This window comes from Halopseudomonas nanhaiensis (genome assembly GCF_020025155.1).
Taxonomy (GTDB): Bacteria; Pseudomonadota; Gammaproteobacteria; order Pseudomonadales; family Pseudomonadaceae; genus Halopseudomonas; species Halopseudomonas nanhaiensis.
The window spans coordinates 2,862,941-2,881,178 of record NZ_CP073751.1; the positions used below are offsets into that span (position 1 = coordinate 2,862,941).

Sequence of the window (18,238 nt, forward strand, 5' to 3'; positions counted from 1 at the left end):
TGTTGAACTCCTCATCTAACTGAAACCGGGCCGCCTCGGGTATCGAACCACAGGCCGGCAGACACCAGCGTCGCTGGTGTGCGAAATTCGCGCATGCAAGGCAGAAGCGATGCGAAAAGGGCGTTCAACATACACGCACAGCCTGGCATGTACAAGCTGGACCAAGGTCGCGTGCGCCGGCCCCTGCGGCGGGTAGCGCTCCCCGGATCAGCCGGTGTTGCGCATGCCTGCCGCGATGCCGGCGACGGTAACCAGCAAGGCCCGCTCGAGGCCCGGCGCGACCTCCTGGCCCTGTATCCGGGTCCGCTTGAGCAGCTCGGCCTGCAACACATGGAGCGGGTCGGTATACGGATTGCGGATCGCCACCGACTCGGCCAGCAGCTGGCTACGGGCCAGCAACTGGTCCGTTTCTCGCAGCTCCAGTACCGCGTCGATCGCCTGCTGGAGCGCATCGCGAAGCCGGCTCCCCAGCGGCCAGAGCTCGGGGTCGGCGAGCCGTTCCTCATAGAAGCGCGCAATGCCACCGTCTGCCTTGGACAACACCATTTCCAGCATCTCGATGCGAGCCGTGAAGAACGGCCACTGCGACATCATGTCGCGCAGCTCTACCGCCTGACCCTTGTCGATCGCCTCGGCCAGCGCCTGTCCGGCGCCGAGCCAGGCCGGCAACATCAGGCGGGTCTGTGTCCAGGCGAAGATCCAGGGGATCGCACGGAGGGTTTCTATGCCGCCCTGCGACCGACGCTTCGCCGGCCGGCTGCCCAACGGCAGCCGCGCCAGCTCCTGCTCCGGCGTCGCCTGGCGAAAGTACTCGACAAACTCTGCCTCGTGACGCACCACTGCGCGGTAGATCTCCACTGAACGATCTGCCAGGCCTTGCATGGTGTCGCGCCACTGTGGCTGTGGCGCAGGCGGTGGCAACAGGGATGCTTCGAGCACCGCGCTGGTGTACAGGCGCAGGCTCTGCACCGCGATTCCGGGCAGGCCGAACTTGAAGCGAATCATTTCACCCTGTTCGGTTACCCGAAATTGACCGTTCACCGAGCCCGGAGGCTGTGAAAGGATGGCCATATGCGCCGGAGCACCGCCCCGCCCGACGGTGCCGCCGCGCCCATGGAACAGCCGCAACTTCACGCCCCGGTCGGCACAGACCTGCACCAGGGCCTCCTGCGCGCGGTACTGCGCCCAACCGGCGGCCAGCGCTCCGGCGTCCTTGGCCGAATCGGAGTAGCCGATCATGACCTCCTGCTCATCGCCGGCCAGCGTTCGATACGCATCGAAGGACAACAGCCGGTCGATGGTCGGCGCACCATTTTCCAGATCCGACAGCGTCTCGAACAACGGCGCCACGCGCATGGGCCAGCGAACACCCGCTTCCTTGAGAAGCAGCTTCACGGCCAGCACATCCGAAGCGTTCGATGCCATGGAAATCACATATGAGCCCAGCAAGCCCGCCGGCTGGCGGGCAACCACGCGGCAGGTCTCCAGCACTTCGGCGGTATCGGCCGACGGCTCCCAGTCGGGCGGCAACAACGGCCGCCGGCCATGCACTTCATCGAGCAGCCATTGGCAACGGCGCTCTTCCTCCCAGTCACTGAAGCGGCCCAGACCCAGATACTCGGTCAGCTCGCTGAGCGCATCGGCGTGACGCGATGCATCCTGGCGGATATCCAGACGCACCAGCCCCAGCCCGAACGCGTTGACCCGACGCAGTACATCCAGCAGAAGGCCGTCGGCAATGATGCGCATGCCGCAGTCGGTCAGTGAGCGGTAACAGCATTCCAGCGGGCCGCGCAGCTCCTCGAGCTCGTGCAGCATGTCCGCCGGCTCTTCGACAGGCCGTGTCAGCGCCTGCTCCGCCCAGGCTCGGGTCACCTGAAGCCGGCTGCGTAATTGCTTGAGCAAAGCACGATAGGGTTCGTCGCTGTCGCCGACGGTAGCGAGAAGCTCCTCGCTGGCTGCCTGCATCGACAACTGCGAGGCAAGCTGCTCGATATCGCGCAGGTACAGATCGGCTGCCATCCAGCGTCCAAGGAGCAAGACTTCCCGGGTGACGGACGCGGTGACATTCGGATTGCCGTCGCGGTCACCACCCATCCACGACGCCACGCGGATCGGTGCGGCGCGCACGCCGAGCGCACTGCCCGCCTCGCGGCCGACCTCGCTGTCGAGTTCACGCAGAAAACGTGGCAGTGCCTGCCACAGGGAATGTTCGATGACGGCGAAGCCCCACTTGGCCTCGTCGACCGGCGTCGGTCGGCTGCGGCGTATCTCATCGGTGTGCCAGGCCTCGCTGATCAGGCGAGCCAGGTCGCTACGCAGGGTAGCGATTTCAGCGATGCTCAGATCATCGTGATCGCGCCGCGCCAGGGTGTCAGCGATCGCGTCGTATTTCTGGATCAGGGTACGCCGGGTGACCTCGGTCGGGTGGGCGGTAAGAACCAGTTCGATATCCAGCGCCTCGACGTGCCGCTTGAGGGCCGGGCCGTCGAGCCCGGACGCGCGCAGGCGCTGCATCAGGTCAACCAGGCAGGTGTCTTCGAACCGTTCCGGCTCGTCAGGGCGCCGGCGCCGGATACGATGATACTGCTCGGCGATGTTGGCAAGATTGAGAAACTGATTGAAGGCACGGCAGACCGGCAGCAGTTGGTCGTCGGGCAGATCGCTCAGTGCCGCGAGTAGCGCGTCGTGCTCGGCCTGGTCGCTGCGCCGCCCCTGCTTGGCTCCGAGACGGATGCGCTCGATGCGCTCGAGGAACTCATCGCCCAGGTGCGCCTTGATCGTCTGTCCCAGCAACTCGCCGAGCTCGTGGACGTCCGCGCGTAACCGTGTGTCGATCTCTGCCATGTCCTGCCTCCCGGTCGATAAACGAATCACAGCATGCGTTGTCACTCAGTTAGAGGCAAGTCGGGGCGCAGCGGTTCGCCAGCGAATCGGACCGACTTGCACTTTCAGCGAAACCCGGCCAATCCCAGGGGGGACAATGAAGATTCGTGAACTGACCCAGGAGTGGGAACGCACTGCCAAGGGGCGCATGACGCGCGAAACCTATCAGGTCAATCTGCCGGTGGAAGACGCCGCGCGACTGGCCGCACTGCACGAGATGTATCCCAAGCGCTGCGTCGAGGAGCTGATCACTGATCTGCTGTCGACGGCGCTGGAGGAGCTTGAGGAGTGTCTACCGTACAAGGCCGGCGACAAGGTCATCGCGGTAGACGAGATGGGCGACCCGCTGTATGACGATGTCGGGCCAACGCCACGTTTCCTCGAGCTCAGCCGCAAGTATCTCAACGAGTTGACCGAGCAGCAGCAGGAACCCCAGCACTGAAGCACTACAGTCCGGCGCGCTTGGCCTCGTCCCAGAGCTGATCCAGCCGCGCCAGGCCGGCCTGATCGACTGACTCGCCGGCCTGGGCCAGCTGCGCTTCGATGTAGCGAAACCGCCGTTCGAATTTGGCGTTGCCCTCGCGTAGCGCCGTTTCGGCATCGACCTTCAGATGGCGCGCGAGGTTGACGACGCAGAACAGCAGGTCTCCTACTTCTTCTGCCACGGCCTGATGATCTCCGGCAGCCATGGCGTCACGGACCTCGTCCAGCTCTTCAGCGATCTTGGCCACCACCGGTGCCGCCTCAGGCCAATCGAAACCTGCCCCGGATGCACGCTTCTGGAGCTTCTGTGCGCGGCTGAGTGCCGGCAGGGCGGACGGCACGTCATCGAGCAGCGACAGCTGCCGCGGCGTGGCAGACTTTTCAGCCCGCTCCTGCGCCTTGATTTCTTCCCAGCGACGCTTGACCTGATCCGCGTCGATCCGCAGTGTGCCCGGCGGTGTTCTGAGATTGCCATCGGGGAACACATGAGGGTGGCGGCGAACCAGCTTGCGAGTGATGCCGTCGACTATCTGATCCCAGCCGAAGTGACCGGCTTCCTGGCCGAGTTGGGCGTAGTACACCACCTGGAACAGCAGATCACCGAGCTCGCCCGAGAGCTGGGTATAGTCCTGCTCGGCGATGGCGTCGGCGACTTCGTACGCCTCTTCCAGCGTATGCGGCACAATGCTGGCAAAATCCTGCTCCAGATCCCAGGGGCAGCCGTGCTTCGGGTCACGCAGCCGCCGCATGAGATAGAGCAGATCGTCAAGCGTGTAGCGCTCGCTCACGCACGGTTTTCCTGACGATTGCGGCGCGCTTCGATGACATTGGGCAATTGCCCGATGCGCCCCAGCAGCCTGCCGAGCAGATTCAGCGTGGGAATCTCGATGGTCAGCAGCATGGAGGCGCAGTTGTCGTCCTTGCTGGTGCGCGTGCTGACCTCGAGTACGTTGATCTTTTCGTTGGCGAGCATCTGCGACACGTCGCGCAGCAATCCGCTGCGGTCGTAGGCGCGAATGTAGATTTCAACCGGATAGGTCTGCACCGGCTTGCTACCCCAACTGACTTCGATCAGCCGCTCGCCGTCGCGGTCCTGCAGCTGCATGGCGGTGGCACAATCGGCACGATGCACCGTCACCCCCCGGCCGTGGGTGATGTAGCCGATGATCGGGTCGCCGGGCACCGGTTGGCAGCAACCGGCAAGCTGGGTGAGCAGGTTTCCCACCCCCTGGATGAACACGTCGCTGCGCCGGCCGGTCTTGCTCGGACGCTTGGGAATCAGCTCCAGCTGTTCGGTACTGCGGTCCGGTTCGACCAGCTGCTGCGCGACATTGACGACGTGCGCCAGACGGGTGTCTCCGGAGCCCACTGCAGCGAACAGATCCTCCTGACTGTTGATCCCCAGACGATCGATCAACTGGGCGTAGTCGGCGCCGTTCAATGCCAGGCGCGTCAACTCGCGCTCGAGCATGAGCTTGCCGGCCTGCACGTTCTGTTCGCGGGCCTGCTGCTTGAACCAGTGCTGGATCTTCGCCCGGGCGCGCGAGGTATTGACGTAGCCCAGATTGGTGTTCAGCCAGTCCCGACTCGGCCCGCTCTGCTTGCCGGTGATGATCTCGACCTGCTCGCCGGTCTGCAGAATGTAGTTCAGCGGCACGATCCGGCCATTGACCTTGGCGCCACGGCAGCTGTGTCCGATTTCGGTATGGACCCGGTAGGCGAAGTCCAGCGGCGTGGCACCCTTGGGCACATCCAGCACGTGGCCATCGGGCGTGAAGAGATAGATACGATCCGGCTCGAAGTCGACCCGCAACTGATCGGCGAGGCCACCGATGTCGCCCATTTCTTCATGCCATTCAAGCACTTGGCGAAGCCAAGCGATCTTGTCTTCGTAGGCGGTGGACGAGGCGCTCACATCGGTGCCCTTGTAACGCCAGTGGGCGCAGACGCCGAGTTCGGCTTCTTCATGCATCGCCTGGGTACGGATCTGCACCTCGAGCACCTTGCCCTCGGGCCCCAGCACTGCCGTATGCAGCGAGCGATAGCCGTTTTCCTTGGGGTTGGCGATGTAGTCGTCGAATTCGTTGGGGATATGCCGCCACAGGCTGTGCACGATGCCCAGGGCGGTATAGCAGTCGCGTACCTGTGGCACCAGGATGCGCACCGCGCGCACGTCATACACCTGGCTGAATTCGATGCCCTTGCGCTGCATCTTGCGCCAGATCGAATAGATATGCTTCGCCCGCCCGGTGATGTCCGCATGGATGCCGGCATCTTCCAGCTCCGCGCGCAGCTGCGCCATGACATCCTCGATGTAGACCTGGCGATCCAGCCGCCGCTCGTCGAGCAGTTTGGCGATCTGCTTGTACTGCACCGGCTCGAGGTACCTGAACGACAGGTCTTCGAGTTCCCACTTGATATGGCCGATGCCCAGACGGTGGGCAAGCGGCGCGTAGACGTCGAAGACCTCGCGGGCCACGCGATAGCGCTTGGCATCCGGAGCGTCCTTGACGGCTCGGATGGCGCAGGTACGTTCGGCCAGCTTGATCAACGCCACGCGCACATCGTCGATCATGGTCACGAGCATCTTGCGCAGCGTTTCGACCTGCGATTGCGGGTTGAACACCGTGGCCTTGGCCGGATTCTGCGAGACGCTGATGGCAGCCATGCGCTGCACGCCGTCAACCAGGCCGGCCACGACCGCGCCAAGACGCTTTTCCACCGCTGCCAGGGTGGTCTTGCCCTCGCGTACGGCACGGTAGATTACCGCGGCCACCAGCGAGTCCTGATCGAGCTTGAGGTCGGCCAGGATTTCCGCCATTTCCAGCCCGGTCCGATAGCTGCTCGTCCCTTCGGCCCAGATATGCTCCGCGGCGATAGCGGCCTGCTCCAGCTCCTCCGCCCACTCACAAGCGTCCCTGAGCAGCTCGGGCGTGGTGAGCGGCACCCGGCTCTGAATGCGAGCCATCCATGCATCCAGATTGATGCTGCCATCCCGGTTCATCGGATGTTCGGCGCGTACTTGTACCATTAACTCTTGTCCTTGCCAGACACGAACAGTGCCATGGCTTCCACATGGGCGGTTTGCGGGAACATGTCCATGATCCCCGCCTGTACCAGCCGATACCCCTTGCCTGCCAGAACTCCCGCATCGCGGGCCAGCGTGGCCGGATTGCAGGATACGTACAGTATCCTTCCTATGCCGTGCTCAGCCAGCGCAGCGACCAGCGTCTCGGCCCCATCCCGTGGCGGGTCGAGTAACGCGGCATGGTATCGCTGCGCCAGCACATCGTCGGCAAGTCGCTTCGACAAGTCGGCCTGGCAAAAGTGCGTTTGAGCGAGCGCATTTAATCCGGCGTTATGCTGCGCCTGCAATACCATTTCGTCGCTCCCTTCGATGCCGGCGACGAATGCACCCTGGCGGGCCAGTGGCAGCGAAAAGTTACCCACCCCGCAGTACAGATCAAGCACCCGCTCGCCCGGCTGCAGGCCAAGCCAGGCAATGGCCTGATTGACCATCGCCTGGTTGATGTCGGCGTTGACCTGAGTGAAATCACCGGGAGCGAACTCGAACCGGAGTTGCTGATCATCCAGCGCATAGGCCGGAGTCTGCGCGGCGCCTTCCGGGGTCGGCTGATCGGCATCGCTGCCCTGAAGCCACAGCGAGACCTGATGCTGCTGGGCCAGCTCGCCCAACGCGGTGAGATCGTTGGCAGACAACGGCCTCAGGTGGCGCACCACAAGCGCCGGAAACAGGCCTCCGATCAGCTCGACGTGGCCGAGGGACTGCCGCGCGTCCAGGCTGCGCAGCACGTCAGGCAGGGCCTTTATCAGGGCTTCCAGCGGCGCTGCGAGAATCGGGCACTCGCTGATCTCGACCAGGTCACTGCTCGCTCGCTGCCGGTAGCCAACCTCCAGCCGCCCGGACCTGGCATCCCAGCGCATCGCCAGGCGCGTGCGCTGGCGATATCCATAGGCCGGGCCCAGCAGCGGTGGCATCCAGCGCTCGGGCTGCAACCCGGCGAAGTGTTGCAGCTGCTGGGCCAGAGTCTGCTGTTTGATGGTGATCTGCAGGTCGTGGGCTATATGCTGCTGATTGCAGCCCCCGCACAGATCCGCATGCCGGCAGCGCGGCTCTACCCGTTCGGGCGCAGGCTGCCTGAGCGTGTCGAGCCGCGCCTCGATCAGCTTGCTGCGCGCCCGGACGACACGGGCGGTGACCAGTTCTCCTGGCAGGCCGCCTTCGACGAACACCGTGCGGCCCTGCCAGGAGCCAATGCCGCGGCCGTCATGTGTCAGCCGCTGCAGCGTCAGCTCGATACGCTGACCCACTGCCGCCGGCGCGTCGCTACTGCGCCGCGGCCGCCCTCGAGTCCTGTTCATGATTGTGCGTCGAACACCCCGGTGGACAGGTAGCGGTCGCCGCGGTCGCAGACGATGGCAACGATAACCGCGTTTTCCACCTCAGCAGACAGCCGCAGCGCAGCAGCGACGGCCCCCCCGGACGAGACGCCGGCGAATATGCCCTCTTCACGGGCCAGCCGACGCATGATGGTCTCGGCCTCGGGTTGGTTCATGTCGATCACCCGGTCGACCCGGCTCGCATCGAAAATGCTCGGCAGGTAGGCCTCGGGCCAACGACGGATGCCGGGGATCGCCGCGCCTTCCATTGGCTGCAGGCCGACGATCTGAATGGCAGGATTCTTTTCCTTGAGAAAGCGCGAGGTGCCCATGATGGTGCCGGTGGTACCCATGGAGCTGACGAAGTGGGTAACGGTGCCGCGGGTGTCGCGCCATATCTCCGGGCCGGTGCCGGTATAATGCGCCTCCGGATTGTCGCGACTGGCGAACTGGTCAAGCACCTTGCCACGGCCTTCGTGCTGCATGCTCAGCGCCAGATCCCGCGCGCCTTCCATGCCGGATTCGCGGCTGACCAGCACCAGCTCGGCGCCATAGGCTGACATGGCCGCCTTGCGCTCGGCGCTCATGTTGTCGGGCATGATCAGCATCATCTTGTAACCCTTGATCGCCGCAGCCATGGCCAGAGCGATGCCGGTATTCCCCGATGTGGCTTCGATCAGCGTATCACCGGGGCTGATTTCGCCGCGCTGCTCGGCGCGCTCGATCATCGACAACGCAGGACGATCCTTGACCGATCCGGCCGGATTATTGCCTTCAAGCTTGACCAGAATGGTGTTGCTGGTCTCTCCCGGAAGGCGCTGCAGACGCACCAGCGGGGTGTTGCCAATGCAATCGGCGATGGTTGGATAGTCGATGGACATCGAAGGCACCTCGGAAAAATCGGACGCGCCATTGCGCTCGGAAGGCTGTGCTTTTGGGTCAGGCGGCCTATGATACCGGCATCGGTGAAACGGATATAGATAATGAACGACATTGGCATCAAGACCCGGCTGCTGTTGATGACGCTGCTGCCCTCCGGCTTGCTGGCGATCGCCCTGGGCGGTTACTTCAGCTGGCAGCATTTGCGGATGCTCGACGAACAGCTGCTCGAGCGCGGACTGATGACCGTCGAGTACCTGCAGCGACAGGCAGCCGGCGCGATGCTCGACGAACGGCCTGCGCGCCTGCGGCCGCTGATTTCCGAAGTGCTCAACCATAGCGACGTGCGCGCCGTCAGCCTGTACAACCAGGACATGCGCCGCCTCGAGCACAGCGGGCCGAAAATGCATCAGGCCGAACGCACGTTGCAGGGCCAGCTCGGCGCGGGCACAGGGCTGCAGGTGCAGTCCGGGCCGCGCAGCAGTCGATTCATGCTGCCGCTGCTGGCCACTGCCGATCTGCTGGATGAACGCGAGGCGAGCGGTGTCGAGACAGACGCCCTGCTCGGCTGGCTGGAAGTGGAGCTCAGCCACGGGAATCTGTGGATCCTGCGTTATCAGACCATTCTCAGTACGCTGCTGCTGATCATTGCCGGGCTGATCGTTACCGGCGCCATGGTCACGCTGATGGGGCGACGCATCACCGACCCGGTCAGACAGATCAACCTTGCCATCGGCAAGCTCAGCGAGGGCCAACTCGACCAGCGCCTGTCGCCCCAGGGCAGCAGGGAACTCAACGAGCTGGCCGAGGGCATCAACACCATGGCCCAGACCCTGCAGAGCGCACAGGGTGAGCTGCAACAGAACATCGACCAGGCCACCGAAGACCTGCGCCAGACGCTCGAGACCATCGAGATTCAGAACATCGAACTGGATCTGGCGCGCAAGACCGCCCAGGAAGCCAGCCGCATCAAGTCCGAGTTTCTCGCCAACATGAGCCACGAGCTGCGCACCCCGCTCAACGGCATCCTCGGTTTCAGCAACCTGCTGCAGCGAACCGACCTGAGCAATCGCCAGCAGGAGTACCTCGGCACCATTGAAAAGTCCGCCGACAACCTGCTGGCGATCATCAACGAGATTCTGGATTTCTCGAAGATCGAAGCCGGCAAGCTGGTGCTCGACAATCTGCCGTTCAACCTGCGGGACCTGATTCAGGACACGCTCACGATGCTCGCGCCAGCGGCGCATCAGAAGGGTCTGGAGCTGGTCAGCATCATCTACCGCGACACCCCGCTGGGCCTGAGCGGCGACCCGCTGCGCCTGAAGCAGATTCTCGCCAACCTGATGAGCAACGCGATCAAGTTCACCAATCACGGATCGGTCAGCGTGCGGGTCATGGTCGAGCAGGAGGATGAGGCTCACGCGCTGCTGCGCATCAGTGTGACCGATACCGGCATCGGCCTGACCCCGGCCCAGCAGAAGTCGCTGTTCCAGGCGTTCAGCCAGGCGGACAACTCGCTGTCGCGTCAGAGCGGAGGGACCGGTCTGGGACTGGTGATTTCCAAGCGACTGGTCGAGCAGATGCAGGGCGAGATAGGTCTGCACAGCGAGCCCGGCCACGGCTCGGAGTTCTGGCTGACGCTGCGGCTGGGCAAATCCAGTCAGGCGCGCGACGACCTGCCGCGCAAGCCTCTGGACGGCCTGCACGCGGCGCTGGTCGAGCCGCAGATGCTCAGTCGCCAGGCGGTGCTGCACAGTCTTGAGGATCTGGGATTCAGCGTGCGTACCTTCGAATCCGCCCAGGCGCTGCATGAGTCACTGCTCGGTTCCGGTAACGGACGAGCGGAAAGCTTCGATCTGGTACTGCTCAGCACGCGCCACGCCGACTCGCCAGCCGAGGATATTTTCGACATGGTCCGGCGCTGGTCAGACCGAGAGTTGTGCAAGACCCTGCTGTTCACGGACACCACCGAGCATTATCCGATGCTTGACGCGCTGCCCCGCGCAAGCTGCCAGGTGCTGTCGAAACCGATCTGTACGCGCAAGTTGTTCCGCGCCGCGCTGCACCTGCTCAGGCCCAGTACCGCTGCGCCTGCTCCAGCGCGCGAAAGCAGCGGTGAGCCGATGGTCCGGGTGTTGTGCGTGGATGACAACCTGGCCAATCTGAAACTGGTCGAAGCCCTGCTTTCGGACATGGGCGCTGAAGTTCTGACGGCCACCAGCGGTGAGGATGCCCTCGAGCTGCTCGCGCAGGAAAAGGTCGATATGGTCTTCATGGATGTGCAGATGCCCGGCATGGATGGACGGCAGACGACCGCCGAACTGCGTCAACGCGAGGACGCTGCAGACTGCCCGGCGGTGCCTATCGTGGCCCTGACCGCTCACGCTCTGGCCGGAGAGCGGCGTCAGTTGCTCAAGTGTGGAATGAACGACTACATGAGCAAACCGATCAATCCGGAGCAGCTTCGTCACTGCGTACAGAAGTGGACAGGCGTCACGCTTGATCCGCTGAGCGACAGCGCCCCTGCCCTGGAACAGCCGCCTGAGCTCGTCGCGCCAGCGCCGGGGAATCCGGAGAGAGCGAAGAGTCCGCCACCGGCCCTGGCCATACTTGATCGTCAGGAAGGTCTGCGACTGGCAGCGGGCAAGGCGGATCTTGCTGCTGACATGCTCGCGATGCTCATCGCCGGACTACCGCGCGAGCGCCAGCAGATCGAGCAGGCGCAGGCTTCCGGCGACCGCCGCGCTCTGCTTGAGGCGGTGCATCGCCTGCACGGCGCCACCCGTTACTGTGGGGTACCCGAGCTGCGCAACTGCTGCAATGAGGCCGAAAACCTGATCAAGCAGAATCGCGACAGCGAGGCCGCTGTATCAGAGGTGCTGCAGGCGATCGACCGTCTGCAGCGCAGCTACGCTGCCTTACCCAGCTGACCACACCACGAACGCTAGCGCCTGCTCGCGTTCGTCACTCAATGACAGCAACATGCGGCCGCCTCCGCGTTGTTCCATCAACTGCAGTGCCGCACCGGTCACCAGCACGTGCGGCGCGCCGTCCGCGTCGTTGTCTATCTGCAGATCATGCCAGGACAGGCCTTTCGCCAGGCCCGTGCCGAGCGCCTTGAGAATTGCTTCCTTGGCCGCGAAGCGCTTGGCCAGATACCGCGCCGGCTGGCCATGCTGGCGAAAGCGCTCCAGTTCGGCATCAGTGAGAATTCGCCGCGCAAAGCGTTCCCCCTGCCGGCCCAGCACAGCCTCGATCCGGCTCACCAGCACCAGATCGGTACCAATCCCGCGGATCATCGTGAGGCAGCAGCTGCAAGCATCAGCTCGCGCATCTCGCGCACAGCGCCGGCCAGCCCGCTGAACAGGGCCCGCGCGATGATCGCATGGCCGATGTTCAGTTCATGAATACCGGGGATCGCCGCTATGGGTTCGACGTTGTGATAATGCAGGCCATGTCCGGCGTTGACTACCAGACCGAGCTTCAGGGCGTAGGCCGCCCCCTCGCGAATGCGCTTGAGCGCATCGGCCTGCTCGGCGCCGACAGAATCGGCGTAATGTCCGGTATGCAACTCGATGACCGGCGCACCCACGCGGGCCGCGGCCTCGATCTGTCTGGGATCGGCGTCGATGAACAGGGAAACCTCTGCACCCTGCGTAGCCAGGTCCTCGACCGCCTCTTGAACTCGAGCCTGGTTGCCCGCGACATCCAGCCCGCCTTCGGTGGTCAGTTCCTCGCGTCGCTCAGGCACCAGGCAGACGTGCGCCGGACGAATCTCGCCTGCGAACGCGAGCATTTCGTCGGTAACGGCCATTTCGAGGTTCATGCGCGTCTGCAGCACCTGCGCGAGCAAACGGACGTCGCGCTCCTGAATATGCCGGCGATCCTCACGCAGATGCACGGTTATCCCGTCGGCACCGGCCTGCTCGGCTTCGATTGCAGCCTGAACCGGGTCGGGATAGCGGGTGCCGCGGGCCTGACGCAGGGTTGCGATGTGGTCGATGTTGACGCCAAGCAGAATACGCGAGGGATGGGTCACGACTGGACTCCTTTGGCTGAAGAAAACAACTGTCGGCTCATGAGCGGCTTATCGCCGAGATGGACGCTGAGCGCCTGGCGCATCAGCAACTTGGCCGTGCGCAATGTGGCAGGGTCATCCCAGTCATCGGCCGCTACGTTAAGCAGGGCCGTTCCGGAAAAGCCGGCACCGGGCGGCATCTCGATCCGCAACAGGCCCTGATCAGCCTGCCAGACGTAGCGCGCCTGGGGTTCGATCGGTTGACCCATTGCATCTACAGTCAAGCTGAAACCATAGCCGAGGACGTCGAGCAACTGCCACTCGAAACGGCGCAGAACCGGCTCGACAGCGGCCGAACCGCCAAGCGCCTCGAGGGCGCTCTGATAGGCGGCAAACAGAAGCGGCTGTGGATCGGCCTGGCGCAACAAGCGGACCATCAGCTCGTTGAGATACAGGCCGCTGAACAGTTGATTGCCCTGCAGCAGAACGTAGCTACCGGCGGTTTCGGCCGAGGCAAGGGTCTTGAGCTCGCCGCGCCCGGCCAGAGCAACCATCATCGGCACGAACGGTTGTGGACCGCTGCTCTTGCGCGACCCCCGCGCCCCGCGCCAGACCACCCGTTGCATGCCTTCGTGCAGCGTCAGCAGATCGACCAGTGCGCTGGTGTCCCGATAGGGCCGGCTATGCAGTACGTAGGCCGGACTGAGCGGGCGCATTACTGATCGAAACGGTAGCCCAGCGAACTGAGCGCACGCTCGTCATCGGACCAGCCTCGCTTGACCTTCACCCACAGGTTGAGCATGACCTTGCTGCCGAACAGCTTCTGCATGTCCAGCCGGGCTTCCTGGCCGATCTTCTTCATGCGGTCTCCGCCGTCCCCGATGATGATCTTCTTCTGGCCGTCACGCTCGACGAGAATCAATGCATGGATGTGCAGGATCTTGCCCTCCTGCTTGAACTGTTCGATCTCGACCGTCACCTGATAAGGCACCTCGGCGCCGAGCTGGCGCATGACCTTTTCCCGCACCAGTTCGGCAGCCAGAAAACGCGAACTGCGGTCGGTGATCTGATCGTCGGGATAGAAATGCTCGCTTTCAGGCAGCCGCTGGGCAATGACCTTCTCCAGCTCGGCGATGTTCTGTCCGTGCAGGGCCGATACCGGCACCACTTCGGCTTCCGGAAGCTGCTCGGTGAGCCATTCCAGGTGCGGCAGCATCTGTCGCTTGTCTTCCATGCGATCAACCTTGTTGACCACCAGTATGACCGGACAGTTGACGTGGCGAACGCGCTCGAGCACCAGCTCGTCTTCGTCGGTCCAGCGCATGCGGTCGACCACGAACAAGACAACGTCCACGTCGCGCAGTGCCTGGCTGGCACTCTTGTTCATGAAGCGGTTCAGCGCCTTCTCGTTGTCCTTGTGCAGACCAGGGGTATCAACATAGATCGCCTGGACACCCTCCTCGGTCTTGATGCCGAGCATGGTATGGCGGGTGGTCTGCGGCTTGCGCGAGGTGATCGCGAGCTTCTGGCCGAGGATGTGATTGAGCAGGGTCGATTTGCCGACGTTCGGTCGACCGACGATGGCTACATAACCGCAACGTGTGTGTTCATTCATCGTCTTTCTCTACCCCTAGCGCGATAAGTGCCTGCTGAGCCGCTTCCTGTTCGGCGAAGCGCCGGCTGCTCCCGACCCCGAAGGTGCGCTCGGCGAGCGGTGCTATTTGACACTCCACGCGGAAAACGCGGCAGTGTGCTTCACCACTGCTGTCGATCACTTCATAGCGAGGGAGTTCACATTGACGCGATTGCAGATATTCCTGCAGGCGGGTTTTCGGATCCTTGTTGTTGTCCACAAGGGTCAGCGTCGCGATATGCTCCTGCAGCCAGAACAGCGTGCGTTCGCGCGCCACATCCATACCGGCATCAAGGTAGATCGCACCGATGATGGCTTCTGTGGCATCGGCCAGAATCGATTCGCGGCGGAAGCCACCGCTCTTGAGCTCGCCGGACCCAAGCCGAAGGTAGTCACCGAGTTCGAAACCCTTTGCCAGCTCGGCCAGGGTGACACCCTTGACCAGGCGCGCGCGCAGGCGCGAGAGCTGACCTTCACGGGCCTGCGGAAAGCGTTCGAACAACGCCTCCGCGGCGACGAAGTTGAGGATGGAGTCGCCGAGGAACTCGAGGCGCTCGTTGTTGCGCCCACCCAGACTGCGGTGGGTCAGGGCCAGGATCAGCAGCTCCTGGTCCTTGAAGGTGTAGCCAATCTTGCGTTCCAGTCGGTCTAGCTTGTTACTCACTTGATGGGTCTGACGATATGGGTTTCATCGAAATGGATCAGCAGATCCACGGTCTGGAGCAGCGGCGTGCGTACCTCGTACTGAATGACTGCAGTGTAGGTGTCGGTGCCACTTGATGTCAGCTTTACCGCCTCATCGGCCTTGATGTCGCGGATGCCGTTGATATTCATGCCCTTGCTGATATACGACTGATACTCGCGCAGGGAATTGATCTTCACTGTCGGGTCTTCGTTGGGCGCGAGCACGATCTTGCGCAGGGCGAAGTGATCCATGTAGATCGGAATGACCTTCATCGCGACAACAAGCGCGAAGACGATCAGTGTGATGACGGCCAGCCAGCCGAAAAAAGACATGCCCTTCTGGGAGTGGCGCATGGGTACCTCGTGACATCCGTTGTTGGTGTAATTCCTGCTGCCACCGGCCCGATCAGTGAATCAGGGCGATACTCGAGAAACTCGGCAGGTTGCTCAGCTTGGGTTCCGGCCAGTGCATCCAGACGGCGAAGGCCTTGCCGACAATATAAGTGTCCGGAACCATTCCCCACAACTCCCGCGGCATCTGATCCGACTGCCAGTAACGGCTGTCGTTGGAATTGTCGCGGTTGTCGCCGATCATGAAGTAATGGCCCTCGGGCACAACCCACTCCTGCGGCCGCGCCGGCTGAGACAGACGCTTGTGGCGAATCTGATGGGTGGCGTCGGCAAGATACTCTTCGTAGATGTCGACCTTTGCCAGGGCCTGGAGCGGATGGCCCGGCGGTACTTCATCATCCGGTTCGGTACGTACGAGATCACGCTCGACCCGTTCGCCATTGACGAACAGCTGCTTGTCGGCGTAGCGGACGTGATCCCCCGGCAGACCGATCACACGCTTGATGTAGTTGATGCGCGGCTCGTTGGGATAGCGGAACACCATGACATCGCCGCGCTGCGGATCACCGATGTCGAGTACCTTGGTGTCGACTACCGGGAGACGGATACCGTAGGCAAACTTGTTCACCAGGATGAAATCACCAACCTCGAGGGTGGGTTTCATCGATCCGGACGGGATCTGAAACGGCTCGACGAGAAACGAGCGCAGGATCAGGACCACCGCGAGCACCGGGAAGAACGATTTGCCGTACTCGACCAGCAACGGCTCCTTGTCCAGCCGTTCCAGGGTCTGCGGATCAGGCGTGGAAACCTGAGCCTGATAGGCTGCTATCACGCGCCGACGACGGGGCGCCAGCCAGACCAGATCGATCAGCGCCAACAGCCCGGCAACCGCGACGGCGATCACCAGAATCAGGGGAAAGTTGATATGCATCTGGCTGCACCGTCCTAGTTATCGACCTTGAGCACCGCCAGGAATGCTTCCTGTGGAATCTCCACGCTTCCGACCTGCTTCATCCGCTTCTTGCCCGCCTTCTGCTTCTCGAGAAGCTTCTTCTTCCGGCTGGCATCGCCGCCATAGCACTTGGCAAGCACGTTCTTGCGCAGTGCCTTGACTGTCGAGCGGGCAATGATCTGGCCGCCGATAGCCGCCTGGATTGCCACGTCGAACATCTGACGGGGAATCAGTTCGCTCATCTTCTCGACCAACTGGCGGCCCCGATAGGGCGCGTTGTCGCGATGGACGATCAGCGCCAGCGCATCGACCTTCTCGGCATTGATCAGGATATCCAGCCGAACCAGCTTGGCTGGCTGGAAACGATCGAAGCTGTAGTCGAGCGAGGCGTACCCGCGGCTGACCGACTTGAGTCGATCGAAGAAATCGAGCACTACCTCGTTCATCGGCAGATCATAGATAACCTGAACCTGAGTGCCGAGAAACACCATGTCGTGCTGTACACCACGTTTTTCCACGCACAGCGTGATGACCGCGCCCAGATGATCCTGGGGTACGAGGATATTGGCGCGTACGATCGGCTCGCGCATCTCCTCGATCATCGACGGATCGGGGAGCCGTGATGGGTTATCCACGTAGCTGACCTCGCCGTCCTTCTTCACCACTTCGAAGACTACTGTCGGCGCCGTCGTGATGAGATCCAGATCGTACTCGCGCTCGAGCCGCTCCTGAATGATCTCCATATGCAGCATCCCGAGGAAGCCGCAACGGAAACCGAAGCCCAGCGCTTCCGAGCTTTCCGGCTCGAAGTGCAGCGACGCATCGTTGAGCGTGAGCTTCTGCAATGCCTCGCGAAAATCCTCGAAATCATCCGAGCTTACAGGGAACAGACCGGCGTAGACCTGCGGCTTGACCTTCTGGAAACCGGGCAACATCGCTACATCGGGAGTGTTGGACAGCGTCAGCGTATCGCCTACCGGAGCGCCCTGAATATCCTTGATGCCGGCAATAATGAAGCCTACTTCACCGGCCTTCAGATCAACGGTCTCGCTGTGCTTCGGATTGAACACGCCGACGCTGTCAACCTGATGGACCTTGCCGGTCGATTTCACCAGAACCTTGTCGCCCTTCTTGATACGACCGTGCTTGACCCTGACCAGCGACACGACGCCAAGGTAGTTGTCGAACCACGAGTCGATGATCAGCGCCTGCAGCGGGGCTTCGATTTCACCTACCGGCGAAGGAATCGTCTTGATCAGCCTCTCCAGGACATCTTCAACGCCGAGGCCGCTTTTGGCACTGCACGCGACCGCATCGGTCGCATCGATGCCGATCACGCTTTCGATCTCTGCCATCACACGTTCCGGCTCGGCCTGCGGCAGGTCGATCTTGTTCAACACCGGCATCACTTCCAGGCCTTGCTCGATAGCCGTGTAACAGTTGGCGACGGACTGCGCCTCGACGCCCTGGGCCGCGTCGACCACCAGCAGTGCGCCTTCACACGCGGCCAACGAGCGGCTGACTTCGTAATGGAAATCGACATGGCCGGGCGTATCGATGAAGTTCAGCTGGTAGGTCTTGCCATCGCGCGCGGTGTAATACAGCGTGACGCTGTGCGCCTTGATAGTGATGCCACGCTCGCGCTCGAGATCCATGGAATCGAGAACCTGTTCGGCCATTTCCCGCTCGGTCAGGCCGCCACAGATCTGGATGAAGCGATCAGCCAGCGTGGACTTGCCGTGGTCGATATGGGCAATGATCGAAAAGTTTCGGATGAGACTCAGGTCACTCACAGCAAGGATCTTCCAGACAAGGGGTGCCAGGCATGGCGATGGCGGGGAGCTTCCCCGAAAACAGCCCGCGAGTGTACCCGATTGCATCAGGCCTTGCTATCGCCAGGCCGGGCGGAAACGGCCAACCCGACGAGTCAAGGGAACGCGGAACACCA

At 62.7% G+C, this 18,238-nt stretch carries 15 protein-coding genes; 2 read left to right on the top strand and 13 right to left on the bottom strand.

The genetic code is table 11. From position 1 onward, the window contains the following. Positions 1-207: 207 nt before the first annotated feature. Entirely contained in the window at positions 208-2,847 is a 2,640-nt protein-coding gene (ppc, locus tag KEM63_RS13025; protein ID WP_223652302.1) for a phosphoenolpyruvate carboxylase, read from the bottom strand. Positions 2,848-2,983: 136 nt separating this feature from the next. Here ppc and KEM63_RS13030 point away from each other — a divergent pair, with 136 nt between their 5' ends. Then, positions 2,984-3,328, top strand: a complete 345-nt coding sequence (locus KEM63_RS13030; RefSeq protein ID WP_223652304.1) for a pilin assembly protein — start codon at positions 2,984-2,986, stop codon at positions 3,326-3,328. Positions 3,329-3,332: 4 nt separating this feature from the next. Here the strand turns inward: KEM63_RS13030 and mazG are convergent, their stop codons facing one another. From mazG to cysM, 4 genes are read right to left on the bottom strand one after another with little or no spacing between them, the layout of a single operon-like run. Further along, positions 3,333-4,157, bottom strand: a complete 825-nt coding sequence (gene mazG / locus KEM63_RS13035; protein WP_223652305.1) for a nucleoside triphosphate pyrophosphohydrolase — start codon at positions 4,155-4,157, stop codon at positions 3,333-3,335. Further along, positions 4,154-6,400: a GTP diphosphokinase gene (gene relA, locus KEM63_RS13040; protein ID WP_223652307.1), complete on the bottom strand. Its 2,247-nt coding sequence runs from the start codon at positions 6,398-6,400 to the stop codon at positions 4,154-4,156. Before relA ends, mazG begins: the two co-directional genes overlap by 4 nt. Continuing rightward, positions 6,400-7,752 carry a 23S rRNA (uracil(1939)-C(5))-methyltransferase RlmD gene (rlmD, locus tag KEM63_RS13045; RefSeq protein ID WP_223652317.1) on the bottom strand — a complete coding sequence of 451 codons (1,353 nt, stop codon included), beginning with the start codon at positions 7,750-7,752 and terminating at the stop codon, positions 6,400-6,402. Before rlmD ends, relA begins: the two co-directional genes overlap by 1 nt. Further along, the gene (gene cysM / locus KEM63_RS13050) at positions 7,749-8,651 is read right to left on the bottom strand and encodes a cysteine synthase CysM (RefSeq protein ID WP_223652319.1); all 903 of its coding nucleotides are present in this window, start codon (positions 8,649-8,651) and stop codon (positions 7,749-7,751) included. Before cysM ends, rlmD begins: the two co-directional genes overlap by 4 nt. 99 nt (positions 8,652-8,750) lie before the next feature. On the opposite strand from cysM, the gene KEM63_RS13055 reads away from it, so the two are divergent. Further along, the gene (locus KEM63_RS13055) at positions 8,751-11,579 is read left to right on the top strand and encodes a response regulator (protein ID WP_223655884.1); all 2,829 of its coding nucleotides are present in this window, start codon (positions 8,751-8,753) and stop codon (positions 11,577-11,579) included. Here the strand turns inward: KEM63_RS13055 and acpS are convergent. The 8 genes from acpS to lepA are packed head-to-tail and all read right to left on the bottom strand — an operon-like array spanning position 11,568 to position 18,083. Then, on the bottom strand, positions 11,568-11,948 hold the full coding sequence (acpS, locus tag KEM63_RS13060) for a holo-ACP synthase (protein WP_223652321.1): 381 nt from the start codon (positions 11,946-11,948) through the stop codon (positions 11,568-11,570). The genes KEM63_RS13055 and acpS overlap by 12 nt on opposite strands. Beyond that, on the bottom strand, positions 11,945-12,688 hold the full coding sequence (gene pdxJ, locus KEM63_RS13065) for a pyridoxine 5'-phosphate synthase (protein WP_223652322.1): 744 nt from the start codon (positions 12,686-12,688) through the stop codon (positions 11,945-11,947). The genes acpS and pdxJ overlap by 4 nt, the downstream gene beginning before the upstream one ends. After that, the gene (gene recO, locus KEM63_RS13070) at positions 12,685-13,383 is read right to left on the bottom strand and encodes a DNA repair protein RecO (RefSeq protein WP_223652324.1); all 699 of its coding nucleotides are present in this window, start codon (positions 13,381-13,383) and stop codon (positions 12,685-12,687) included. Before recO ends, pdxJ begins: the two co-directional genes overlap by 4 nt. Further along, positions 13,383-14,282 carry a GTPase Era gene (era, locus tag KEM63_RS13075; RefSeq protein ID WP_223652326.1) on the bottom strand — a complete coding sequence of 300 codons (900 nt, stop codon included), beginning with the start codon at positions 14,280-14,282 and terminating at the stop codon, positions 13,383-13,385. Before era ends, recO begins: the two co-directional genes overlap by 1 nt. Next, entirely contained in the window at positions 14,275-14,964 is a 690-nt protein-coding gene (gene rnc, locus KEM63_RS13080) for a ribonuclease III (protein ID WP_223652327.1), read from the bottom strand. Before rnc ends, era begins: the two co-directional genes overlap by 8 nt. Beyond that, positions 14,961-15,338, bottom strand: coding sequence for a DUF4845 domain-containing protein (locus KEM63_RS13085; protein WP_223652329.1), 378 nt, complete (start codon positions 15,336-15,338; stop codon positions 14,961-14,963). The genes rnc and KEM63_RS13085 overlap by 4 nt, the downstream gene beginning before the upstream one ends. Positions 15,339-15,390: 52 nt before the next feature. Next, complete coding sequence (gene lepB, locus KEM63_RS13090; RefSeq protein ID WP_223652331.1) at positions 15,391-16,269, bottom strand: signal peptidase I; 879 nt, start codon at positions 16,267-16,269, stop codon at positions 15,391-15,393. Between the two features lie 14 nt (positions 16,270-16,283). Beyond that, positions 16,284-18,083 (bottom strand): translation elongation factor 4, encoded by a 1,800-nt coding sequence (gene lepA, locus KEM63_RS13095; protein WP_223652333.1) that lies wholly within the window; start codon positions 18,081-18,083, stop codon positions 16,284-16,286. Between the last annotated feature and the right edge of the window lie 155 nt (positions 18,084-18,238).